The organism is Isoptericola luteus (assembly GCF_020297055.1).
GTDB classification, from domain to species: Bacteria; Actinomycetota; Actinomycetes; order Actinomycetales; family Cellulomonadaceae; genus Isoptericola; species Isoptericola luteus.
Genome location: NZ_JAIXCQ010000005.1, coordinates 230,985 through 254,009 on the forward strand (window position 1 = coordinate 230,985; position 23,025 = coordinate 254,009).

Consider the following 23,025-nt stretch of genomic DNA (forward strand, 5'->3'; position numbering starts at 1 on the left):
TCCGGGCGGATGTCAGCGCCTGCCGCAAACGAACTTCCTGAGCCCGTCGTGGACCAGTGCGCGCTGGTCGACAGCGCCTCCGAGGAGGCGCCCGACCTCGTCCTGTGGCGCCCCGCCGAAGGCGTCTCCGAGGTCCTCTTCGCCGAGGGTGCGGTCAAGTCCTTGGACGAGAACGTCACCGGTCGCACGCAGGACGGCGGCACGTTCCACTACCGGATGAGCGCTTGGGAGTTTGCTGATGCCGAGGCGGCCGCTGGCGTGTCGGTGTTCACGGTGGTCGAAGAGTGCGGTGCATTTACGCTGACCTGCGCTGGCACCGACTTCCTGGTCCTGGACGACGAGCACGAGACGTTCCTGGTGGCGTTCCGGTCAGGGTCCATGGTCCACCTGGTCGAGAGCCTGATCGGGCGCGACAGCCACGGAGAGCGCGAAGTCATCGCAGACACCGACAGCGGCGCCGTCAGGGACTCAGCTCGCAAGCCACGCAGCGAGGCCGGAGCGCCCCGATCTCGCTCGACAGCCCCATCCAAGTCTCCTCGAAGGGGTGAACTTCAGCGCAAACAAGGTTCCTGCGAAGTGTGTGCTTCCCGGCGCGGGGACGATGCTGGTGCAGTCCTCAACGGGGAGGCCGAGATGAGCAACGACGGTGCGATGTCCGATGGTGTTCCCGGTGGTGCCCCAGGCGTGGCCTTGGAGCCGGATCCCGCGGCCCCTTCAACCCCGGGGCCGACTCCGGTGCCGAATGCGGATCCGCCGCAACCTTCCTGGCCGACGATCGAGGGCATCGCATGGGTGCCCGCCTATGAAGCGAGCCAGGTGCGCGCCGCGATGGGTCTGTGGCGCACCATCGGGGCCTGGTCGGCCGTGGTCCTGTTCCTCGCGAGCGTCGTGCTCGCGTTCGTCACCTCGGGCGCAGAGGTGGCGATCATCGCCGTCGGCGGCGCACTGGCGCTGGCCGCGCTCCTGGTCTGTGTCGGCATCGGGATGATCCAGGGCGAGGCACTCGTGGCCAAGAGGCGCAAGATCCTCGTCCCTAGCACCCCCGAGGGGCTGCGAAACCTGATCAACTCCGGGGTCGTGGACGCTGACCAGCTCAAGGTCCTCAAGGACGCGGTCTCGACCTCGACACCTGGGCGTGCCGTGATCTTCGCGGGCGTGTTCATCCTGACCGCCGGTGTGATCGCCGCGGCGATCGCCTCCTTCAGCGTGGAGGACGGCGCGCAGCCTGGTCCGAGCCCCAGCCCGTCAGTCTCGGTGACGACCGAGGGTTAGGCACCGCCGTGTGAGGCGCGAGCCCCTCTGCCGGGTGTTTGTGATCCGATCCTTCCCGGATTCTTGCCGTTCACGACAGACCGGCTGCGTATCGTGCGGCGATCGTCGTGGCCGCTTCGTCGATGACCCGGTGGGTCTCCTCGTCGCTGAGCGACCAGTTGCCATGGACGAGGTGGGGCCAGAAGACGACGGTGGCGATCATGCCGAGGAACTGCGGCGCCGCCACGTCCGGATCGTCGACGGCGGCGTTCCCTGCGGCGGTCTCGGTCTGGAGGTAGTGCCTCAGCGTCGCCAGCATGGTCAGTGCACCGAAGTCGAAGGTCCGCGCGCGGAGCTCGGGGAACCGGGGGGTCTCGGCGATCACGATCCGCATCAGGTCCACCATGCCTGGACGGGACAGTAGCTCGGCGTAGGCATGACCGAGGTTGACCAGGCCTGCGTGGAAGTCGCCCGGCGGCGGGTCGGGGACCTGTCCTGCCGGTGCGTCGCCGGCTGCCAGCACCGTGGCTTCGAAGAGCTCGGCCTTGGTCGGGAACTGCTTGAACAGCGTCGCCTTGGAGACGCCGGCGCGTTCGGCGATGCGGGCCAGCGAGGTGCGGTCGTACCCGGACTCCAAGAAGAGGACGCGGGCGGCGTCGAGGATGGCGGCCCGGTTGGATGCTGCGACCTGGCGGTGGTAGTCGGGAACGTCGCGGGACATGTGCCAAGCATGCCATGGAGGTGAGTTGCTTGACTCGCCTCCCCTGCGCCGTCTACTCTCAATGAGGCGAGTCGCTCGACTCACCTCAATGGAGAGGGTAGGACGATGGCGAAGGTGATGATCCATGCGACGGTGTCGCTCGACGGGTTCATGGCCGATTCCGAAGGCGGATCGGACTGGATGTCCGGATTCCCGGTCGCGGCCGAGGACAGGGACCTGGTGGCCGGCGTGATGGCGGAGGTCGGCGCGGTGGTGGGTGGAGCGAACCAGGCCCAGACGATCGAGGACGACGAGATGCCGTACGGGGGCACCCTGGGGGTCCCGGTGTTCTTGATGACGCACCGGCCCCACGAGCCGATCGAGAAGGACGGCGTCACCTACGCCTTCGTCGTCGACGACATCGAGGAAGCGGTCGGTGCGGCCAAGCGTGCGGCCGGGGGCAAGTCGGTCAGCCTGCTGGGCGGCAGCATCGCCAGACAGTGCCTGACGCGGGGGCTGGTCGACGAGATCCAGCTGCACGTCGTGCCGATCCTGCTCGGCGAAGGCATCTCGCTGTTCGCGGGACTCGGACGTCGCGTCGACGTGGAACGCGTCGAGACGGTGGGGTTCGCCGGCGAGGCCCATCTCCGCTACCGCGTCCGTTCGTGACTGCCCCGCACGCACCGCAGCCTCTGGGTTGAGCCGCTCGGAGGCTGATGCGAAGAGGTGACCGGCCGACGCAGGGGTTCCGCGTCGAACCCGCTTGTGGGCCGTGACGGGTCCGACCGCCGGTCGGGCGCCCCGGACATCTCCTTGTTCCCGTGGATGCCGAGGCGCCGGACCGCGAGCACGGCGGGGCGCGCGCGTCGCGATCGATCAGACCGCCGCTCAGGGCCGGAGGTTCTCCAGGTCGGCCAGGAGGCTCGGGTGGGTCGGCTCCCATCCGAGCTCACGCCGGGTGACCGCGCTCGACGACGGCTGGTCGGCGGCGAAGACCTCGGCGAGCGGGCCGAACGTCTCCGACGGCACCTCCCGGACCGGGACGTCGAGCCGGCGGCCGATGACGGTGGCGATGTCGAGCATGGTGTCGCCCTCGTCGGCCACCGCGTGCCACGCCGTCCCGGCGGGCGCGTTCTCCAGCGCCAGCCGAAGGAGCACGGCTGCGTCGAGCGCGTGCACGGCGGGCCAGCGCTGGGAGCCGTCTCCCAGATAGCCGGACACGCCGGCGCCGCGGGCGATCTGGGCGAGGAGAAAGGCGAACCCGCCGGCGCCGTCCTTGTGGACGGTGCGCGGGAGGCGGACCGCCACGCTCCGCACGCCGCGGGAGGCCAGGTCGAGGATCGCAGTCACGGACAGGCCGCGACCACCGACGATTCCGTCCGTCGGGATCGGGTCGGCCTCGGTAGAGGCGCGGCCCAGCGCCTGCGGGGTGCCGGAGACGGTGACGAGCGGGCGCCCGCTGCCCACGAGCTCGTCGCCTATGGCGGCAAGGGCCGCGCCTTCCTCGGCGATCCCGTGCGCCACGGTTTCCGCGCTGGTGAAGTCGTTGCTGAAAGCGAGGTGGATCACGCCGTCGGCCTGGGCGGCGGCGGAGCGAAGCGTGGGCAGGTCGGCGAGGCTGCCGCGGACGGGAGTCGCGCCCGCCGCATCGAGCGCGGCGGCGGATGCGTCCGAGCGGGCGAGCGCGGCGACGGCGTGCCCGTGGCTGAGCAGCTCGGTGACGACGGGGGAGCCGATGAGACCACTGCCACCGGTGACGAAGACGTGCATGGGACTCCTCAAGTGATGGGACCTTTGTCCCATCACTGTACAGCCTGATGGGACAAAGGTCCCATCGACTAGGATGGGGCCATGGCTCGATGGGAACCCGGCGCACGCGAGCGGCTCGTCCTCGCCGCGATCGACCTGTTCACCGAGCAGGGGTACGACGCCACGACGGTTGCGCAGATCGCTGAGCGCGCAGGGGTCACCAAGAGCACGTTCTTCCGCCACTTCCCGGACAAGCGTGAGCTTCTCGTGGCCGGACAGGACGCGTTGAGCCGGTTGCTCAGCGACGGGATCGCGGACGCACCGCCCGGCGTCGGGCCGCTCGAGGCGGTGGCCGCCGGGCTCGAACGCGCGTCGTCGTCCATGGGTCCGACGAACCACGAGACCGGGCCCCGCATCAGGGCCGCCGTCGCGGCCAGCACCGAGCTGCAGGAGCGCGACGCGCTCAAGAGCGTGGGCCTGGCCGCAGCGATGACGTCCGCGCTGCTGGCGCGCGGCACGCCCGACCCGGCCGCACATCTCGCGGCCGAGCTGGGCGTGCTGGCTTTCAAGCGCGGCTACGCCGCGTGGCTGGAGGCCGCAGACGGCGGCGACGGTACGCCGGCGCGGTACACGCTGGCGGCGCTCGACGACCTCCGGGCGGCTACCAGGCTGTTGGGCTGACCCCCCGGGTCATGCCAGGTCGGCGACCCCGGCGGCCTGTGGGAAGCGCGCGCAGGCCCAGGTGCCCGCGACCGCAAGGAGCACGAGCGGCCCGACCGTCGGCCACGGCGACACCAGCGGGACCTGTGTGGCGAGGACCAGCGACGTTCCTGCGACGCCGGTTCCGACGCCGGCGGCCGCGCCGAGTCGGCGGGCCCGGTCGCCGGAGTTCCGGAGAAAGGTCGCCACGAGCGAACCGGCGACGATGCCTCCCGCGCTGAGGACCGCCCCTGCGAGTGCCCCCAGGAACATCGCCCAGGTGGTGAACGCACCACCGTCGATCACGCCGAGGGCCAGCCCGGTCAGGACCCCGAGGAGCGTCCCGGGCACCAGGAGGTCACGGAGCGCCCAGAAGAGGGTGCGACGCATGGTTCGTGCTCCTCGCCGAGGATCTTTGCGGATGCCTTGCCCACCTGAGCCGCGCCCGACCTCGAGAAGCACTGCTCACGCTGCGCCGCTGACGCCCCGGCGCGGACGAGCATATCCGTGCGGCGCCCGAACCGTACGGGCACCCGTCCGGTCAGGAGAGCTGCAGCGCCCTGAGGTCGCGGCGTGACGTAACTCCCAGCTTGCGGAAGATGTTGCGCAGGTGGGCCTCGACGGTGCGTGGGCTGAGGAACAGCTGGGTACCCACCTCGCGGGAGGTGGCGCCGGTGGCCACCAGCCGTGCCACGTGCAGCTCCTGGGCGGTGAGCCCGTCGGTCGGACGAGCGGTCCGTGCCCGCGGGTGCTCGCCCGTCGCGCGGAGCTCGCGTGCGGCGCGGGCGGCGAACGCGTCCGCGCCCATGTCTGTCAGGAGCTGGTGAGCGGTGCGGAGCTGGTCCCGGGCGTCGCGGCGGCGGCCCTCTCGGCGCAGCCACTCGCCGTAGACGAGACGGGTGCGAGCGAGGTAGCCGCGCACCCGGCTCTGCGCGAGCTGCGCGATCGCCTCGCGGTACCGGTCCTCGGCGGCCGGCCCGGTCCTCGTGAGCGCCTCCGCCCGAGCCGCCATGCCCAGCGCCCAGGGGGTACCGCTGGCTCGAGCCCGGGCGCAGAGCTGCTCTGCCGCCTCGGCCGCGCGTCGGGGCTGCCCGGCGCGTGCCGCCGACTCGACGAGCTCGAAGTGCGCCAGGTTGCTGAGCGACAGCTCCGGGGACTCGAGCGCACGTGCCGCGGCCTCCTGAGCCCATCGATAGTCGCCTCGCCCGTTGTGGAGCACGGACATCGCGTACTGCGCCAGGGCGGCCTCCGTGCTCCGGCCCGAGAAGCCGACGCCCGCGGCGTCGGGCGCGGTGGTCTCGGCCCGGTCGCCACGCCAGGCGCCCAGGATGGCGTGGGCGTGCCGGACGTGGACGCCGCCGGTGGCGTGGGTGATCGCCGTGGCCTCAGTGGCGAGCTCGCCGGCCCGGGCGAGGTCGCCCAGGAGCACCGACGTGATCGACCAGAAGCGCAGCGCGTCGGGGAGCGTCGCGAGCGCGCCCGACTCGCGCGCCCGCTGGACGTTGCGGCCGGCCAGCACGAGCAGCAGCTCGTCGTCGAGGATGGCCACGGCGTTGCGCCCGGCGAGCCGCAGCCAGCGGTCGTGCTGGCGGCTCGGCCCGGGGCCGGCGCCGCGGGTGTCGAGGAACGCCTCGATGGCGAGCCGCAGCCCGGGCGCGCCCGTCTCGTACCCCTGTGTGAGGGCCGTGACCAGGCCGTCGAGCAGCAGGTCCGGCGGCTGCGGAGCGCTCGGTGGCGCGGGGGCGGCACGAGCGGCCTCGGCCACCGCCAGCACGTCACGGTCGAGGTCGCCGGTCACCAGCGCGGTGTCGAGCGCCTGCAGGTACGTCTGACGGGCCAGGGCCGGGTCGAGCGGGGTGAGGGTCCGGGCGGCGTCCAGCAGCATCCCGGGCACCTCGCTGCCGCGGCGCCGGTAGAACGCGATCTGGGCGCGGAGCAGCGCGAGACGGGCTCGGGGCAGGGCGTCGAGCGGCCCCGAGGATGCGACCGCCAGCAGCTCGAGGGCGGACTCGGGTGCCCCCGCCTCCTGCAGTGCGTGGGCGCCCTCCAGCGCCCGCCTGGCGCGGGCGGCAGGATCGGGAGTCAGCTCGGCCGCCCGCCGCAGGAACGCGGCCGCGGCGGCCACACCGCCGCGGCCGCGCGCCCGACCGGCCGAGCGTTCCAGGTCCGCGGCGGCGTCCTCGTCGGCCCCCAGCACCGCCAGCGCGCGGTGCCAGGCGCGGCGGTCGGGGTCGGCCGCAGGGTCGGTCGTCTCGGCCAGCGCCCCGTGGGCGCGGCGACGGTCGGGTGCCGTGGCCGACTGGTACACCGCCGACCGCACGAGCGGGTGCCGGAACCGGACCCGGGCGCGGACCTCCAGCAGGCCGGCGGCCTCCGCGGGCGTCGCCGCCTCCGGGTCGAGGCCCAGGTGTGCGGTCGCGCGCCACAGGAGCGCGACGTTGCCCGTCGGGTCGGCGGCGGCGACGAGCAGCAACAGCTGGGTCTGCGGTGGCAGGCTGGCCGATCGGCGTCGGAACGTGTCCTCCACACGGCGGGGGACGCTCAGCGCGTCGGGCAGCTCGAACCCGCCGGCCAGGTCGGCCGGCCGCGCGGCACGGGGCAGCTCCAGCAGGGCCAGAGGGTTGCCGCCCGCCTCGGCGAGGATCTGCTCGCGGACCCCCTCGTCCAGCGGTGCGCGCACCGCCGTGCCGAGCAGCGCGCGGGCCTCGGGCTCCGCGAGCCGCTCCAGACGCATCTCGGACAGCCCGGTGAGCGGGAGCCGGTCGCCCTCGTCGGAGTCACGCACCGCGAACACGAGGGCCAGCCGTTCGGCGCCCAGCCGGCGAGCCGCGAAGGCGAGGGCCTGCGCCGACGCCTCGTCCAGCCACTGCGCGTCGTCGACGAGGCACAGAAGAGGCCGTTCCTCGGCGACCTCGGCCAGCAGGCTGAGGACGGCCAGCCCCACGAGGAACCGGTCGGGCGCGTCGCCGTCGTGGAGCCCGAACGCCACGCCGAGCGCGGCCTGCTGGGGAGCAGGCAGCACGCGGGCGTGACCCAGCAAGGCACCGCACAGCTGGTGCAGCCCGGCGAACGCGAAGTGCGTCTCGGACTCGACGCCGACCAACGACTCGACGCGGAAGCCTGCGGCGATCGCCGTCTGCTGGGCGTGCTCGAGGAGCACGGTCTTGCCGATTCCGGGCTCCCCGCGCAGCACCAGGGAGCCGCTGCGCCCGGACCGGGCCAGCGAGAGGAGCTTCTCGACCGCTTCACGCTCTGAGCGCCGGCCCACGAGTTCCGTCAGGTCGTGCTCCCCTCACCGTCCCCGAGCAGGTAGCCGTCACGGTAGCCGCCCCCGACGCGGGGCGCGACGGGCGCGCAGCGTCGTCGCACACCGTCTCCACGTTCTCCGTGGTGCCGCACCGTGCACACCTAGGTAGCTCTCACCGACGCGAGCGCTCGGTCACCGGTGCGAGCCTGACGCCCCCGCTGCCCACGGCGGCGGGACGCAGCGGCCCCTACGTGGCCGCTGCGTGACGCACTCACGTCGCACGAGAGGAAGGTCCAGCAATGAATCCCGTCGAGCAGGTCGTCAGCAACTTCCAGCAGCTCGTCGCCCAGGTGCCCGAGGTCGTCCAGCCACTCGTCGCCATGCTCGCGGGAGCGATCCCGTTCGTGGACGGCGAGGTCGCGGCCATGATCGGCGTCCTCGGCGGCATCCATCCCGTCCTCGCGGCCGTCGCAGCGGCCACGGGAAACTTCGTGTCCGTGCTGGTGGTCGTCGCGGTCACCTCCCGCACGAGGTCGGCCGTCGTCGGTCGCCGCCGCGTCCCGGTCGGGGTGGGTGGAGGCCCGGGAACGTCGGCGAACCCCGACGGGGACGGGCTCGGCGACCTGGCGTCCTCGACGCCGGTGTCCAAGGGGCGTCGGCGACTGAACCGGTGGCTGGTCCGGTTCGGCGTCCCCGGCGCGAGCGTCCTCGGCCCGCTGGCGATCCCCGGGCAGTTCACGGCGGCGATCCTCGTGGGGAGCGGGACGCCGCGCCGGTGGGTCCTGCTCTGGCAGGCCGTCTCGATCGTCCTCTGGACGTCGGTCGGCACCGTCTCGGCGTGGGCCGCGCTCGCCGTCATGGCCGGGGCGTCCTGAGGTCGCCGCGGTGGTCCTCGGCGTGACGGGCCCCGCGCGACCCCCGGTTCCGCAGGGAACTGGTGGCGAGGCCCGTCGCTCCCAGCGTTCTCGACGCCCGCGGCGGCCGGCCAGGCCGGCCGCCGCGGGCACCAGCTCGATCGTCCACGCAGATTGTTCCCCGCCGGTCTCCCGGTCTGGGTCTTGGGGGACGATCTGCCCGCCCTGGTACTGCTGGCGCGGTGGGCAGAGCAAGGAACCGGGGGGTGCCGTCGGCGATCACCCCCCACAGGGGGCTCGGCCGGGCCGACAGTCAGGAGCGAACAGCCCAGGCGGCAACGAGAGCCGCCACGAGCAGACAGGTGCCCCCATGACGGTCCCGCCCGGCCCGACCACGGACTCCCGACCGGACGCCGGAGCTCCGGACCGCCGGCGCGCCCGGCTCCTTGCCACGGTGACCGCCGCGGTGATCGGGGTCGCCGTCGCGATCTCCGGAGGCGCGGTGCCGGCCGAGCGACCGGCGGCGTCCACCCCGGTGCCGCCGGCCGTGACCACGCGGGACCTGCCGCCGTCGGCCAGTGAGGTGGAGGCGGTCACCGTCGACCAGCTGCCCGCCGTGGGCCGGGTCGTGAGCGCCGGCCGCTACACGAACTCGGGATACCGGTCCCAGGCGAAGGCGATGGCGAAGAAGTACGGGCTGACCGTCCGCTGGGTCAAGGGCAACGCATGCCCCGGGGTGAAGAACTCGATCGGCTGCTACACCTCGGGCAAGACGCGCATCACCCTGTCCACGGCGCTGCGGCGCTACCCCAAGAAGGCCGTGCGGTTCGTGGTCGCCCACGAGGCGTCCCACCACAAGATCTACCTGCGGTGCGGGACGGCCCGCCCGCCGATCTCCGGCAAGCGGGCCGAGAACGTCACCGACGCCTACGCCGCGAAGGTGCTGCGCGTCACGGGCGCCACCGGCTACGGGTACACGAGGTCCGACGTGACCAAGGCGAAGAAGATCAAGGCCGGCACGTGCTGGTCCAAGCAGAAGACCGTCAAGGCCAAGAGCACGGGCGAGAAGTTCCTGGCCCTGACCACGTTCCGCACGCGGTACACGGTGACGAAGGGCACGCGCCTGACACTGCTCGGCAAGATCGAGAACGGCTACTACGTGGTGCGCGACCGCGCGGGCCGGCGCGGCTACGTCAGCTCGCTGGCGTGGAAGGCGCCGTCGCGCACCGTCACCGCCACGGGGAAGAGCGGCGTGGTCTGGCGCTACGGGACCGGCGCGGCGTCGCGACCCCTGAAGGCGGGGGAGAGGTTCGGCATCCTGCGGTCTCACGACAAGAACTACAACCTGGCGCGGGCGTCGAACGGCCGGCTCGTGCTGGTCTCCAAGCGAGGCTTCTGAGCGGGCGGCACGACGACGGTCTGCCGCCGCCGTGCCGCCCGTACGGGTCAGGACCCCAGCGACGCCTCGATCATCGAGCTGAGCTCGTCGACGGCGTAGACCTGCGCCTGCGGGGTGCCCAGCGAGTACGCCTGCGCCAGGTCGCCGTCGATGACGACCGCACGCCCGTCGGCGACCGCGGGGACGGCCTTCCACTGCGGGTCGTCGGTGATCTGCGCGGTCTCGATGAAGATCGGGAACGCGACGATGAGGTCGGCGTCGAGCAGGTCGAGCTGCTCGTCGGAGATGTCCACGCTGAACCCGGACTCGTTCGCCGGGAGGTCCGCGACGGTGGGCGACGGGGTGAAGCCGAGCCGCTCGAGGAAGACGACGCGCTCCGAGCCCTCGACGTACGCGCCCCAGCCCTCGGACGTGCGGGTGGCCGCCGTCGCGGTCTTCCCGGACCAGTCGGGGTGCGCCTTCGCGGCCTCGGCGAAGGCCTTGTCGAGCGCCTCGAGCTGGGCCGCCCCCTCCTTCGGGACGCCGAGCGCCGCGGCGATCATCATCGTCTGCTGCTCGGTGCGCGTGAGGTAGTTCTCCCCGCCCTCGGGCACGCCGACGGTCGTCGCGATCTGCGAGAGGCGGTCGTAGCGCTCCTTGTCGCCCGAGCTCTTGACGTCGAGGATCAGATCGGGCTCCAGGGCCGCGATCTGCTCGTACGACGGCTCGAGGGTCTCGACGATCTCCGGGGACGTGGTGTAGCCGTCGGACCACGGGCCCACGCCGTCGCCGCCGAACCCGAGCCAGTCGGAGGCACCCACCGGCTCGACGCCGAGCGCCAGGGCCACCTCGGCGTCGCCCCACCCGAGCGCCACCACACGCTCGGGCTGCTCGTCGATCGTGATCTCGCCGAAGGTGGTGTCGACCGTCGCGGGGAACGCGCCGTCGGAGGCCGTCGTCGTGCCGGTGGAGTCGTCCGCGGACTCCTCGGCGGGACCGGAGCAGGCGGCGAGCACGAGCGCTGCCGTCGCGGCCAGGGCGGTGGCCGCCCAGCGGGTGAGCTTCATGGAGAATGATCCTTCGTCGAGGAGCTGGGCCGCCCCGGGAGTTCCCGGCGGCGCGGCGCTCATAGGTTAGCCTCATCTTACTTTGAGCGGATGTGTGGGTCGATGACGGAGGTCGTGGTGGGTGCCGGCTCGCCGGTGGTGCCCGCGCACGTGAGGTCGACGCGCGGCCGCTGGACGGTGCTGGCGCTCGCGGGCGGGGTGCTGTGCGTCGCCGTCGTCGCGAGCCTGGCCATCGGCTCCCGTCCCGTGCCGCCCGCCGACGTGCTGCGGGCGCTCACCGGCGGCGACGTCGCCCCCGCGGATGCCGCGGCCGTCGTCGGCCTCCGCCTGCCCCGCACCGTCCTCGGCCTGCTCGTCGGCGCGGCGCTCGCCACCGCGGGAGCCGTGATCCAGTCCCTCACCCGCAATCCCCTGGCGGACCCCGGCATCCTCGGGGTCACGGCCGGCTCGGGGTTCGCCGTCGCGATGGCGATCGCCGTGCTCGGGGTGACGACGCCTTCGGGCTACGTCTGGTTCGCCCTCGGCGGCGCGTTCCTGGCGACCGTCGCGGTCTACCTGGTCGGCACGCTCGGCCGGGGCCGGATCGACGTCGCCCAGATGCTCCTGGGCGGCATGGCGCTGACCGCCGTGCTGGCCGGCATCGTGTCGGCGATCCGCCTCACCGACCCGCAGCACTTCTCCGCGCTGCTGGTGTGGGAGTCGGGGTCCCTCCAGGCGCGCGGGTGGGACGTCGTCGTCCCCGTGCTGCCCTTCGTGCTGCTCGGGCTCCTCGCGGCCCCGCTGCTGGGGCCCGCGCTCAACGCCCTCGCGCTGGGCGACGACGTCGCGAGCTCCCTCGGCACGCCCGTCACCCTCACCCGGGTGGGCTGCGTCGCCGTCGTCGCGGTCCTGGCGGGGAGCGCGACGGCGCTCGCAGGCCCCATCGCCTTCGTCGGGCTCATGGTGCCGCACGCCGCGCGCTGGGTCGCCGGACCCGACCAGCGCTGGATCCTCGCACTGTCCGCAGTGCTGGGTCCCGTGCTCGTGCTGGCCTCCGACATCGTGGCGCGCGTGATCCTGTGGCCGGGGGAGGTGCCGGTCGGCGTCGTCATGGCGTTCCTCGGCGCCCCCGTGCTCATCGCGCTCGTGCGCCACCGCAGGCTGGTGGCCCTGTGAGCGCGCCGACGGCCGAGGCGACGGCAGCGGACCCGGCCCGCCCGACGCCGTGGCAGCCGCACCGGCGCCGAGCGACCGTCGTCAATGCCGCGCTCGGCGTGCTGCTCGCCGCCCTGGTGCTCGCCGGGCTCGGGCTGGGCGACTACCCGCTCACCCCGCTCCAGGTGGTGCAGGCGCTCGCCGGGGCCGACGGCTTCGCCACGACGATCGTGGTCGAGTGGCGCCTGCCGCGCGTGGTCGCCGCCGTGGCGCTCGGCGCGGGCCTCGCCACCGCCGGCGCTCTGTTCCAGTCCGTCACCCGCAACCCGCTCGGCTCCCCGGACATCGTCGGGTTCACCACCGGCGCGTACACGGGCGTCCTCGTCGCGATGACGCTGCTGCCGCGCACGCCGGACGGTTTCGCCGGGACCGCCGCGGCGGCCCTGGCGGGCGGCCTGCTCACCGCCGTGGTCGTGTTCTGGCTCAGCTACCAGCGCGGGATCCAGGGCTTCCGGCTCATCGTCGTGGGCATCGCGGTCTCGGCGATGCTCCAGGCGGCCAACACGTTCCTGCTGATGCGGGCCCAGACCGAGGTGGCGATGACCGCCGCCGCCTGGGGTGCGGGCTCGCTCGACCTCGTGGGATGGGAGCAGGCCGCTCCCGCGACCGTGCTGATCGCCGTGCTCGGCGCAGGCGCGGTGGCGACCGCCCCGCTGCTGCGACAGCTCGAGCTCGGGGACGACCTGGCGGCGGGCCACGGCGTCGCCGTCGAGCCCGCACGGCTCACGATCCTCGCGATCGGCGTCGCGCTGACGGCCGTGGCGACCGCCACCGCCGGCCCGATCGCCTTCGTGGCGCTGTCGGCCCCGCAGATCGCCTTCCGCCTCGTGCGCGGGGCGGGGCTGCCCCTGGTGGCGTCGGCCCTGACGGGGGCGGTGCTGCTCGTGGGGGCGGACCTCGTGGCGCAGCACCTGCTGCCGACCGCGCTGCCCGTCGGCATCGTGACGATCGTCCTCGGCGGCGCGTACCTCCTGGCCCTCCTGGTGGTGCGGGTCCGCGGGCGGGCCTGAGGCACCCGGGGCAGGTCCCGACCCGGCATGATGGTCGGGTGTCGGAGGACGCCCGCCGCGGGCTGCGCGTGACCAGCTCCCTCGTCGTGCCCGAGAGCGAGCTGTCGTGGCGGTTCTCGCGGTCGTCCGGCCCGGGCGGGCAGGGCGTGAACACCGCGGACTCGCGTGTCGAGCTGTCGTGGGACGTCGGGGCGTCCGTCGTGCTGAGCCCGGCCCAGCGTGCCCGGGTCGTCGAGCGGCTCGGGCGCCGGCTGGTCGACGGCGTGCTGACCGTCGCCGCGTCCGAGCACCGGGCCCAGCTGCGCAACCGGGACGCGGCGCGGGTGCGCCTGGCGGCGCTCGTGGCCGACGCGCTCTCGCCGCCCGGGCCGCGCCGTCGCGCGACCCGACCCACGCGAGGCTCCCAGCAGCGCCGGATCGACGCGAAGAAGCGCCGCTCCGGCGTCAAGAAGATGCGGCGCCCACCGCAGGACTGAGCCGACGACGAGACAGCCGACGACGAAATGCCTGGGACGTGCGCGGCATCGTCGGTAACGTTCGGCACCCGGTCGCACTCAGGACACGCGAGCCGCCCCAGGACCAGGTCCTGCGGGCGGCTCGCCCGCGTCCGCGTCCGGGGCCGTGCCCGCACGTCCCGTCCGTCTCGCCCGTCACGCTCCTCGAGGGAGCGTCCCACCGCACCACGCACCCGACGGAGGGGTGCCGACCATGAACGAGAACGCCACGACGCCGACCGAGCCCCGGGACGCGACGTCCGGCGCCTTCCCCGTGCCGCTGAGCGGCACGCACGCCAGCACGCTGATGTGGGCCCACGAGCACGACGTCGAGCCCGCGGCGCGCACCCAGCTGCGCAACATCGCGGCCCTGCCCTGGGTCGAGGGCGTACGCGTCATGCCCGACGTGCACCTGGGCAAGGGCGCGACCGTGGGGTCGGTGATCGCCATGCGTGACGCCGTGTCGCCCAACGCCGTCGGCGTCGACATCGGCTGCGGCATGATCGGCGTGCGCACGTCCCTGACGGCCGACGACCTGCCCGACGACCTGGCAGCGCTCCGCGCGCGGATCGAGGCCGCCATCCCGGTCGGCTTCCGCGCCCACGGCGAGCCGGTGGACCTGCGGCGGCTGCGGCCGGTCTCCGGCAAGGGCACCAGCGAGGTGCTCCGTGGCTCCGACGCGTTCTGGGCGCGGTTCGAGCGCCTGCACGCGCGGGTCTCGGACATCGAGGGCCGGGCACGCCGCCAGCTCGGCACCCTGGGCGGCGGCAACCACTTCACCGAGCTGTGCCTGGACACCGACGGGCACGTCTGGCTGCAGCTGCACTCCGGCTCGCGGAACATCGGCAAGACGCTCGCGGAGCAGCACGTGGGGGTCGCCAAGGGGCTCGAGCACAACCGGGGCCTGGCGGACCCGGACCTCGCGGTGTTCCTCGCCGGGTCGCCGCAGATGGACGCCTACCTGAACGACCTGTGGTGGGCGCAGGAGTACGCCGCCCGCTCGCGCGCGGTGATGATGGCGCTCGCGGTGCAGGCGGTGCGGGACACCTTCGCCGACCGCGAGATCACCTTCGAGACCGTCGCGAACGTGCACCACAACTACGTCGCGGTGGAGCACGTCGACGGCGCCGACCTGATCGTCACCCGCAAGGGCGCGATCCGGGCCGGCGCGGGGGACGTCGGCCTGATCCCGGGCTCGATGGGCACGGGCTCCTACATCGTGCGGGGCCTGGGGAACCCGGCCTCGTACTGGTCGGCGTCTCACGGGGCCGGACGGCGGATGTCCCGGAACGCGGCCCGGCGCACCTACACGCTCGACGACCTGGCCGACCAGACGCGCGGCGTCGAGTGCCGCAAGGATGCGGGGGTGCTCGACGAGATCCCCGGCGCCTACAAGGACCTCGACGCCGTGATCGCCGCACAGGCGGACCTCGTGGAGGTGGTGGTCCGGCTGCGCACGATCCTGTGCGTCAAGGGCTGAGCCGCCGGCCCGGGCCCGTCCCACGGGCACGGCGCTCGGCTACTGGGCGAGCCAGGCCTGGACCTGGTCGTGCCCGGGCATCCGGGCGTCGCCGATGACGTGCGGCACGACGCGCGAGTAGTAGTCGGTGACCGGGCCGTCGGACTCACGGACCAGGCAGCCGGCGGACCGGCCGCCGACCACCCACGAGCCGAGCACCACGCGGTTGCCGTCGAAGTCGGGCAGGCGCGTGTACTGCTGGTACACGAGCGGCTGGTCGCCGTACGAGCCGTCGTTGACCTGCTCCAGGTCGTCGGCGTGCACGTGCACGTTGTCGCCCTCACGGCCCCACAGCGGCTTGGCGACCCACTCGGTGAGTTCGCGCGGCTCGCCCAGGTAGGCGGGCAGCAGGTTCGGGTGGCCGGGGAACAGCTCCCACAGCACGGGCAGGATCGCCTTGGTGGACAGCAGCAGCTTCCACGCCGGCTCGATCCACTGCACGGGGCGTCGCTCGCGCCCCTGCAGCACGTGGGCGCCGAACTCCTCGTGGAGCATGTCCTCCCACGGGTACAGCTTGAACGCGGCGTGCACCGTGAGGTCGAAGTCGTCCACGAAGCGCCGCCCGCGGTCGTCGTCGTCCCAGCCGAGCTTCTCGATCGCGTGCCCGTACGTGGCCAGGCCGGCGCTCGCGGCCGTGTCGCGGAGGTAGGTGACGGTCATCTCCTCCTCGCCGGAGTCGTCCGCCGCCGAGTGCAGGAAGTGCACGCCCTCGGGGTAGCGTCCCGCCGCGGCGGCCTCGCCCCACCAGCGCACCAGGCGGTCGTGCACCGAGTTCCACTGGTCGTAGCGCCCGAACACGTCCTCGAGCCAGCGCCATTGCGCGACGGCGGTCTCCACCAGCCCCGTCGGGGTGTCGCCGTTGATCTCGAGCATCTTCGCCGGGCCGTCGCCGCCGTAGGCCAGGTCGAAGCGGGCGTAGACGGACGGGTCGCCGCGGCCGAGCGACTCCCGCGCGAGGGCGAGCGCGCCGGCGGGCAGCGCCAGGTCGTCGTCGGTGTACCGTCGCAGCATCTCGCGCGCTGCCTCGAGGCACATGCCGTACAGCTCTTCGGTGGCGGTCTCGAGCCGTTCCACCTCGGCCATCGTGAAGTCGTACCAGGCGGACTCGTTCCAGTAGACGACCTCGCTCTCCTCGCCGTGCAGGCCGGTGGTCGGCGTGACGGGGAAGACCAGCCCCTGGGAGACCACCGTGTCGCGCCAGCCGGTGCGCGGGTCGATCGCGTGACGGCGCATCAGGCGATGCTGGCCACGACGACGAGCGCGACGGCCACGATCACGCCGGCACTCACGGCGGCGAGCGGGGCCACGGGACCGGGGACGGTGACCTCCTCGCCGAGGGTGCCCGGCGTCACGAGGTCGACCAGGCGCCACGCCAGGGACTGCAGCAGGACACCGAGCACGCTGAACGCGGCCGTCCAGGCCAGGGCGGTGCCGAAGGCGGAGTCGGCGTTCGACCAGATCGCGGTGAAGACGATCGCGCCCTGCGCGACCATCCAGGTCGCGGCGACCAGGGCGGCCGAGTGTGACGTGCGCAGGTGCTCGCCGAGCCGGCCGGGGGTCAGCAGGTCGAGCACGAACCAGGAGGCGACGAGAACGAGCGTGCCGACCAGGCAGTAGACGACGCCGTAGCCCAGGGCGGGCAGGAGGTCGGTCATGGCGGAGGGGTCTCCTTCGGGTGGTGGGAGCGGGGGCCGGGGGCGTACGGGGCGTCAGGAACCGACGTGACCGCTGCCGCCGAACCCGCCGCGGGAGATCGTGCCGCCGTCCGACGAGACGCCGCCCTTGGACGACGAGCCGGACAGCCGGCTGGAGTCGAAGGAGCCCGTGCCGGTCGCGTAGGAGGCGCCGACGGCCGGCGCGCGGCCGCCGGACCGCAGGTAGTACCAGTAGAAGCCGGACGACGGCGTCCCGGAGCCGTGGTAGTCGTCGTCCTCGTCGCACTCGTCGTCGTCGACACGGAGCTGGGTCTCCGGGTCGACGCAGATCGCGCGGTTGTCCGCGGACTGCGAGGTGCAGCCGGTGAGGGACGCCGCGACGACGGCGGTCACCCCGAGGGTGACCGAGGCGCTGCGCATGCGACGGACGGGGTGGGTCACGAGGGGTCCTCCAGCGGGACGGGACGGGGTCGGGGGGATCGGGGCACGGCCGTGCCGCGGACGAGGGGCGCGCCGGCGGTGACCGAGGCGGCGACCACGAGCAGCGAGACGGCGCTCAGGTCGAGCAGCGCCAGCACGAGGACGCCGCCGAAGGCCGTGGCCGCGACACCCGGCACCACGACCCGCCACAGCGGGCGGGCGCCCACTCCGGCGGCCCAGGGGAACCGGATCGTGGCGACCGCCGTCGCCAGGTAGTAGGCGGCCACGAGCACGGACGTCGCGGCGACGGAGTCGGCTAGCACGGCGTCGGACAGGGTCACGAGCAGCACGTAGATCCCCGCGGCGGCCGCGGTGAAGACCCACGTCGCGGTGGACGGCGTGCCGTACCTCGGCGACACGTCCGCGAGGCGGGGCGAGCCGACGCCGTCACGTCCCATCGCGAGCATGGTGCGGGTGGTGGGCAGGATCGTGGTCTGCGCCGACGCCAGGCCGGACAGCAGGACGGCGGCGACGAGCACCTTGCCCCCGGCAGTCCCCATGAGGTCACCGGCGAGCACGGCGAAGAAGTCGTCGTCGGCCACGGCGGCGAGCCGGTCGACGCCCGCCCAGCTGATCGCCGCCCACGTCACCACGACGTACAGCAGCACGAGGATCCCGTTGGCGGTGAGCGCCGCGACGCCGGGCGTCCGGCGAGGGTCGTCGGACTCCTCGTTCGTGGAGAACGAGGAGTCCCAGCCCCAGTACAGGAACACTGCCGCGAGGAACGCGGTGGTCCAGCCGCCGACGCCGCCCGCGCCGCCCGCCTGCAGCGTGGGCCAGGCGAGGTGGTCGGCCTGCGCGAGGGCGCGGCCCGCGAACCACAGGAGCGCGACGAGCTCGACGACGACCAGCGTCGCCTGGAGGCGCGCGGCGACCTGGACGCCGCGGTAGGCGAGCCACGCCATCGTCGCGATGCAGGCGGCGCCCGCGGCTGCCTGGGCGGCACGCGAGTCCGCGAGGACGGACGCCCCCACGAGGTCGAACGCGTAGACGGCGCTCACCTGGGCGAGGTTGGCCATGACGAGCAGGCATGCGGCGATCGTGAGCCAGCCGGCCATCGCCCCCGCGCGCGGCCCGAGGGCGCGCTGCACCCAGGCGTAGGTGGTGCCGCAGTCCGGCAGCTCGCGGTTGAGCTCGCGGAAGCACAGCGCGACGAGCACCACGGGGACGGCGGACAGCACCAGTGCCGTCGGGGCGGCGGTCCCGACGGCGGCGACAAGCAGGCCGACGGTGACCGCGAGCGAGTACGCCGGGGAGGTGGACGCGATGCCGAGGGCGGTGGAGCCGAGCCGTCCGACGGCCCTGGCCCGAAGCTGCCCGACCGCGGGGGCGGCGGCGGTCGCGGGGGACATCGCTCGCGCCAGCCGGTGCACCACGTCGCTCTCCCTCGCGCCGGGCGTCCTCGATCGATCTCCCTCGGCGAGGGCGTGCGGGTGGCGCGGGCGGCAGCATAGGGGGACCGCGGGGGCGGTGTCGAACCTGGTCACGCCTGGTGCGGGCCCCTCCGCCGAGCGTGCATCGGCAGGTCGGAGTACCACCGGAACATGTCATCGACCAGGGGCGGCGAGGCGACGCTGCGCACGATCACCACGGACATCCCGGCACGGCTCGACCGGCTGCCGTGGTCACGTTGGCACTGGATGATCGTCATCGGGCTGGGCACGGTATGGATCCTCGACGGCCTCGAGGTGACGATCGTCGGCAACCTCTCCGACGCGCTCAAGGGCGAGACCGGCCTGGGCCTGACCAGTGCGGACATCGGCCTCGCGGGCGCGGTGTACGTCATGGGGGCGTGCCTGGGCGCACTGGTCTTCGGCCAGCTCACCGACCGGTTCGGGCGCAAGAGGCTGTTCATCCTCACGCTGCTCGTGTACCTCACGGGCACCGTGCTCACGGCGTTCTCGATGAACCCGCTGTACTACTTCGCGATGCGGTTCGTCACCGGGCTCGGCATCGGTGGTGAGTACGCGGCCGTGAACTCGGCCATCGACGAGCTCATCCCCGCGAGGTACCGCGGCCGCATCGACATCGCGATCAACGGGTCGTACTGGCTGGGGGCGGCCGGCGGCGCGCTGCTGACCATCCCGTTGCTCAACCCTGAGCTGATCCCCGCATGGCTGGGCTGGCGGCTGTGCTTCGCGCTCGGCGCCGTCCTGGGGCTCGCGGTGCTGTTCGTGCGGCGCCACGTCCCGGAGAGCCCGCGCTGGCTGTTCATCCACGGCAGGGAGGCCGACAGCGAGCGGATCGTCGGGGCCATCGAGGAGCGGGTCCGTGACCAGGACGGGGTCGAGCTCGACCCGCCCGAGGGAAGCCTGCGGATCAAGCAGCGGCACACCGTGAGCCTCGCGACGGTCGCGCGGACCGTGTTCACCCAGTACCCGCGCCGCACCGTCCTGTGCCTCGCGCTGTTCATCGGCCAGGCGTTCCTCTACAACGCCTTCTTCTTCACCTTCGGCGACACGCTGCAGACGTTCCTCGGCGTCGGCCAGACCGGCGTCTACATCGCGCTGTTCGCAGTGAGCAACTTCCTCGGCGCGCTCGCGCTCGGCCCCCTGTTCGACAAGGTCGGCCGGGTGCGGATGATCTCGGGCACGTACATCCTCTCGGGCGTGATGCTGGCCGTGGCGGGCCTGATGATCGGCGGCCTCACCGCCTGGACGCTGACGTTCTTCGGCATGGCGATCTTCTTCGTGGCGTCCGCGGGGGCGAGCTCGGCGTACCTCACCGCGAGCGAGGTCTTCCCGATGGAGACGCGCGCGCTGTGCATCGCTTTCTTCTACGCGGTCGGCACGGCGGTGGGCGGCATCACGGGCCCGCTGCTGTTCGGGCGGCTCATCGAGTCCGCGAGCCAGGCAGGGGACATCGGCGGCATCGCCGTCGGCTACTACGTCGGCGCGGCGCTGATGGTCGGTGGCGGCGTGGTCGCCCTGTTCCTCGGCGTGGGTGCGGAGCAACGGTCGCTGGAGGACATCGCGACCCCGCTGTCGGCGCAGGACGCGGGGGACGACGCGCGGGCGGACGACGACTGACCGGCGCGCCCGTGAGATGTCGAGAACGCGTGACCGGCTCCGTCCCAGGGGTGTCGACGGTGACACGCACCGCGACGAGACGGAGGATGGACCATGACCAAGTACCTGCTGCTCAAGCACTACCGAGGGATCCCCGAGCCGGTGCCCGGCACCGACGTGCCGATGGACCGCTGGACGCCGGACGAGGTGAGCGACCACATCGCGTTCATGGACCGCGTGATCGACGACCTGCGGGAGCGTGGCGAGTTCGTCGACGCGCAGGCGCTCTCCCCGCAGGGCGAGTTCGTCCGCTACGACGGCGAGGGCCGGCCCCCGGTGACCGACGGCCCGTTCGCGGAGACCAAGGACCTCATCGCCGGCTGGATGGTGATCGACGTCGAGTCGCACGAAAGGGCGCACGAGGCCGCGGCCTTCCTGTCGTCGGCGCCCGGACCGGGCGGGCGCCCGCTGCACGAGTGGATCGAGGTGCGCCCGTTCCTCACCGACACCGCCGAGGTGACGGGATGAGCCGACCGTGAGCGACCCGCTGCGGGACGGGACGCTGAGAGACCTGGCACCCCGGGTCCTCGGCGTCCTCGTCCGGCGCGGGGCCGACTTCGCCGCGGCGGAGGACGCCGTCCAGGACGCCCTGCTGGAGGCGGTGCGTCGGTGGGACGGTGCCGACGGCGCGCAAGGCGCCGTGCCCGGCGACCCGCTGGGGTGGCTCGTCACCGTCGCGTGGCGCAAGTTCCTCGACGCCCGGCGCTCGGCCTCGTCGCGGGCGCTGCGGGAGGTCGCGGTCAGCCTCGAGCCGGCCCCGGGGCCGACGGAGCAGGCCGACGACACCCTGCTGCTGCTGAGCCGCTGCTGCCACCCGGCGCTGACGCCCGCCTCGTCGATCGCCCTGACGCTGCGCGCGGTGGGCGGGCTGACGACCGAGCAGGTCGCCCGCGCGTTCCTCGTGCCGACGGCGACGATGGCGCAGCGCATCTCGCGGGCCAAGCGCACCCTGGCGGGCGAGCGGTTCGAGCAGCCGGGTGACGTGCACGCGGTGCTGCGCGTGCTGTACCTCGTGTTCAACGAGGGCTTCACCGGGGAGGTGGACCTCGCTGCCGAGGCGATCCGGCTCACCCGGCAGCTCGTGGCCGCCGTGCCCGAGGACGCCGAGGCGGCGGGGCTCATGGCCCTCATGCTGCTGCACCACGCGCGGCGTGCGGCGCGGACGTCGCCGTCAGGCGCGCTGGTGCCCCTGGCGGAGCAGGACCGCACCCTGTGGGACACCTCGGCCATCGCCGAGGGCGTCGGTCTGCTGCAGCACGCTCTCGCGCGCGACCGGCTCGGTCCCTACCAGGCCCAGGCGGCGGTCGCCGCGCTGCACGACGACGCCGCGACCGCCGCCGAGACGGACTGGACGCAGATCCTCGAGTGGTACGACGAGCTCGTCCGGCTCGAGCCGGACAATCCGGTCGTGGCGCTCAACCGAGCGGTCGCCGTCGGGCACGTGGACGGCCCGCTCGCGGGGCTGCGGCTCGTGGAGGCGCTGGACCCCGGTCTCCCGCGCCGCGACGCGGCCGCCGCCTACCTGCACGAGCGTGCCGGGAACGACGCCGACGCGGCCCGGCTCTACGTGCTCGCGGCACAGGCGGCGACGAGCTCCGCGGAGCGCACGCACCTGGTGACGCAGGCGGCCCGGCTGCAGGGGGGGATGACGGGCTGCTGCCGTGCCATCGGTCGCGTGGCTTCAGGTCGTGGCCGGGCGGTCAGCGCGGGCGGCCGAGGGTGCGCACCTGCACCGCCAGGACGAGCTCGACGAGGTCGCCAGGCCTGTCGACCCGGCGGCCGGTGCGCCGCTCGAGGCGCCGGAGCCGGTTGGTCACGGTGTTGCGGTGGCAGCCGAGCCGGGCGGCGGCGTCGCGCGCGGAGCCTCCGGTCGCCACCCAGGCGGCGAAGGTCGACAGCAGGACGTCGGTGTCGGGTGCGGAGGTGTCGGGTGCGGCGGTGGCGTGCGCGCCGCCGACGAGGGGTCCCAGCACCCGGGCGGCGAGCTCGTCGGCAAGGTGCGGGTCGGACCGGACCAGCGCGGCGGCCAGCTGCTCGCCGAGGTGGACGCTGCCGCCGGCGGCCGGGCACAGGGCCAGCGCCGCGTCGGCGCGCCCCCGGGCCTCCGCGATCGCCGCCAGGCCGTGCACCGGCAGGCCGACGCCCGTCCGGACGCCGGGCGCCACCACGCCCGGTGGGGCGGGCGCCGGTGCGACGACCTCCCGCCCGTCCGCGAGCAGCACGATGCCGTGATCGACGCGCGGCGCGACGCGCCAGAGCGTGCGCGGCCCGGCCCCGCGCCACCGCGTCCTGGCGGCGGCCCGCGCACGGGGCGAGCCCCCGGCGAGGGCCACGACGACGTACCGTCCCGTCACCGGCAGGTGCAGCGCGGCCGCGACGAGCCGGAGCTGTGCCGTGCGGCACGAGCCGTCCAGCAACGAGCCGAGGGCTCCCACGGCGGGAGGCGGGCACGCGGGCGGAGCAGGAGAGAGGGCGCCGTGGGGGGAGGTGCCGGTACGCGGCATGGTGCGCGGGGCGGTGGCCTGGTCGCGCATGGTGCGCGGGCCGGGGACGAGCTCGGGCAGGGCCAGGCCGGAGTCGGGCACGGAACCTCCTCGATACGGGCGACGACGCTGTCGCGGGTACCGCCAGGATCGCATACCGCCCGGTCGGTATCGACC

The 23,025-nt window shown here is 73.7% G+C and carries 21 protein-coding genes and 1 pseudogene; 12 read left to right on the forward strand and 10 right to left on the reverse strand.

Annotated elements, in window-relative coordinates:
* The first annotated feature begins 48 nt into the window (after positions 1-48).
* Positions 49-1,272 carry a hypothetical protein gene (locus tag LEP48_RS09710; protein WP_225565373.1) on the forward strand — a complete coding sequence of 408 codons (1,224 nt, stop codon included), beginning with the start codon at positions 49-51 and terminating at the stop codon, positions 1,270-1,272.
* A gap of 70 nt (positions 1,273-1,342) precedes the next feature.
* Here the strand turns inward: LEP48_RS09710 and LEP48_RS09715 are convergent, their stop codons facing one another.
* A complete protein-coding gene (locus LEP48_RS09715; RefSeq protein ID WP_225565374.1) occupies positions 1,343-1,972 on the reverse strand; it encodes a TetR/AcrR family transcriptional regulator in 630 nt (209 codons plus the stop codon).
* A 105-nt stretch (positions 1,973-2,077) separates the two neighbouring features.
* On the opposite strand from LEP48_RS09715, the gene LEP48_RS09720 reads away from it, so the two are divergent.
* A complete protein-coding gene (locus tag LEP48_RS09720; protein WP_225565375.1) occupies positions 2,078-2,620 on the forward strand; it encodes a dihydrofolate reductase family protein in 543 nt (180 codons plus the stop codon).
* Positions 2,621-2,839: 219 nt separating this feature from the next.
* Here LEP48_RS09720 and LEP48_RS09725 read toward each other — a convergent pair whose 3' ends face one another.
* Complete coding sequence (locus LEP48_RS09725) at positions 2,840-3,721, reverse strand: NAD-dependent epimerase/dehydratase family protein (RefSeq protein WP_225565376.1); 882 nt, start codon at positions 3,719-3,721, stop codon at positions 2,840-2,842.
* A gap of 81 nt (positions 3,722-3,802) precedes the next feature.
* On the opposite strand from LEP48_RS09725, the gene LEP48_RS09730 reads away from it, so the two are divergent.
* Positions 3,803-4,381 carry a TetR/AcrR family transcriptional regulator gene (locus LEP48_RS09730; protein WP_225565377.1) on the forward strand — a complete coding sequence of 193 codons (579 nt, stop codon included), beginning with the start codon at positions 3,803-3,805 and terminating at the stop codon, positions 4,379-4,381.
* Positions 4,382-4,390: 9 nt separating this feature from the next.
* Here the strand turns inward: LEP48_RS09730 and LEP48_RS09735 are convergent, their stop codons facing one another.
* Positions 4,391-4,789 (reverse strand): hypothetical protein, encoded by a 399-nt coding sequence (locus tag LEP48_RS09735; protein WP_225565378.1) that lies wholly within the window; start codon positions 4,787-4,789, stop codon positions 4,391-4,393.
* 151 nt (positions 4,790-4,940) lie between these two features.
* Positions 4,941-7,667: an ATP-binding protein gene (locus tag LEP48_RS18620; RefSeq protein ID WP_308010002.1), complete on the reverse strand. Its 2,727-nt coding sequence runs from the start codon at positions 7,665-7,667 to the stop codon at positions 4,941-4,943.
* A gap of 278 nt (positions 7,668-7,945) precedes the next feature.
* Here LEP48_RS18620 and LEP48_RS09750 point away from each other — a divergent pair, with 278 nt between their 5' ends.
* Both LEP48_RS09750 and LEP48_RS09755 read left to right on the forward strand, forming a co-directional pair.
* A complete protein-coding gene (locus tag LEP48_RS09750) occupies positions 7,946-8,521 on the forward strand; it encodes a small multidrug efflux protein (protein WP_225565379.1) in 576 nt (191 codons plus the stop codon).
* A gap of 349 nt (positions 8,522-8,870) precedes the next feature.
* Entirely contained in the window at positions 8,871-9,899 is a 1,029-nt protein-coding gene (locus LEP48_RS09755; RefSeq protein ID WP_225565380.1) for an SH3 domain-containing protein, read from the forward strand.
* Between the two features lie 47 nt (positions 9,900-9,946).
* Here LEP48_RS09755 and LEP48_RS09760 read toward each other — a convergent pair whose 3' ends face one another.
* Positions 9,947-11,008: an iron-siderophore ABC transporter substrate-binding protein gene (locus LEP48_RS09760; RefSeq protein ID WP_225565381.1), complete on the reverse strand. Its 1,062-nt coding sequence runs from the start codon at positions 11,006-11,008 to the stop codon at positions 9,947-9,949.
* Between the two features lie 39 nt (positions 11,009-11,047).
* Here LEP48_RS09760 and LEP48_RS09765 point away from each other — a divergent pair, with 39 nt between their 5' ends.
* The 4 genes from LEP48_RS09765 (at position 11,048) to LEP48_RS09780 (ending at position 15,123) form a co-directional block, all read left to right on the forward strand.
* The gene (locus LEP48_RS09765; RefSeq protein WP_225565382.1) at positions 11,048-12,100 is read left to right on the forward strand and encodes a FecCD family ABC transporter permease; all 1,053 of its coding nucleotides are present in this window, start codon (positions 11,048-11,050) and stop codon (positions 12,098-12,100) included.
* Positions 12,097-13,149 carry a FecCD family ABC transporter permease gene (locus LEP48_RS09770; protein WP_225565383.1) on the forward strand — a complete coding sequence of 351 codons (1,053 nt, stop codon included), beginning with the start codon at positions 12,097-12,099 and terminating at the stop codon, positions 13,147-13,149. The genes LEP48_RS09765 and LEP48_RS09770 overlap by 4 nt, the downstream gene beginning before the upstream one ends.
* Before the next feature lie 38 nt (positions 13,150-13,187).
* Entirely contained in the window at positions 13,188-13,625 is a 438-nt protein-coding gene (gene arfB, locus LEP48_RS09775) for an alternative ribosome rescue aminoacyl-tRNA hydrolase ArfB (RefSeq protein WP_225565384.1), read from the forward strand.
* Between the two features lie 232 nt (positions 13,626-13,857).
* Complete coding sequence (locus LEP48_RS09780) at positions 13,858-15,123, forward strand: RtcB family protein (protein ID WP_225565385.1); 1,266 nt, start codon at positions 13,858-13,860, stop codon at positions 15,121-15,123.
* Between the two features lie 39 nt (positions 15,124-15,162).
* On the opposite strand, the gene LEP48_RS09785 is transcribed toward LEP48_RS09780, so the two are convergent.
* Genes LEP48_RS09785 through LEP48_RS09800 form a run of 4 tightly spaced genes read right to left on the reverse strand, consistent with a single transcriptional unit; the run spans position 15,163 to position 18,673 of the window.
* Positions 15,163-16,395 carry a glutathionylspermidine synthase family protein gene (locus LEP48_RS09785; protein WP_225565386.1) on the reverse strand — a complete coding sequence of 411 codons (1,233 nt, stop codon included), beginning with the start codon at positions 16,393-16,395 and terminating at the stop codon, positions 15,163-15,165.
* Entirely contained in the window at positions 16,395-16,817 is a 423-nt protein-coding gene (locus tag LEP48_RS09790) for a DUF350 domain-containing protein (RefSeq protein ID WP_225565387.1), read from the reverse strand. The genes LEP48_RS09785 and LEP48_RS09790 overlap by 1 nt, the downstream gene beginning before the upstream one ends.
* Positions 16,818-16,871: 54 nt before the next feature.
* Positions 16,872-17,258, reverse strand: coding sequence for a tRNA-dihydrouridine synthase (locus LEP48_RS09795; protein ID WP_225565388.1), 387 nt, complete (start codon positions 17,256-17,258; stop codon positions 16,872-16,874).
* The gene (locus LEP48_RS09800) at positions 17,255-18,673 is read right to left on the reverse strand and encodes an APC family permease (RefSeq protein ID WP_225565389.1); all 1,419 of its coding nucleotides are present in this window, start codon (positions 18,671-18,673) and stop codon (positions 17,255-17,257) included. The genes LEP48_RS09795 and LEP48_RS09800 overlap by 4 nt, the downstream gene beginning before the upstream one ends.
* A gap of 168 nt (positions 18,674-18,841) precedes the next feature.
* On the opposite strand from LEP48_RS09800, the gene LEP48_RS09805 reads away from it, so the two are divergent.
* The 3 genes and pseudogenes from LEP48_RS09805 to LEP48_RS18975 form a co-directional block, all read left to right on the forward strand.
* Positions 18,842-20,326 carry an MFS transporter gene (locus LEP48_RS09805; RefSeq protein WP_225565390.1) on the forward strand — a complete coding sequence of 495 codons (1,485 nt, stop codon included), beginning with the start codon at positions 18,842-18,844 and terminating at the stop codon, positions 20,324-20,326.
* Between the two features lie 93 nt (positions 20,327-20,419).
* On the forward strand, positions 20,420-20,833 hold the full coding sequence (locus LEP48_RS09810; protein ID WP_225565391.1) for a YciI family protein: 414 nt from the start codon (positions 20,420-20,422) through the stop codon (positions 20,831-20,833).
* Positions 20,834-20,852: 19 nt separating this feature from the next.
* A pseudogene (locus LEP48_RS18975) lies at positions 20,853-22,001 on the forward strand (RNA polymerase sigma factor); the annotation flags it as partial.
* Between the two features lie 64 nt (positions 22,002-22,065).
* Here LEP48_RS18975 and LEP48_RS09820 read toward each other — a convergent pair.
* Positions 22,066-22,950, reverse strand: a complete 885-nt coding sequence (locus LEP48_RS09820; RefSeq protein ID WP_225565392.1) for a helix-turn-helix domain-containing protein — start codon at positions 22,948-22,950, stop codon at positions 22,066-22,068.
* Positions 22,951-23,025 lie beyond the last annotated feature (75 nt).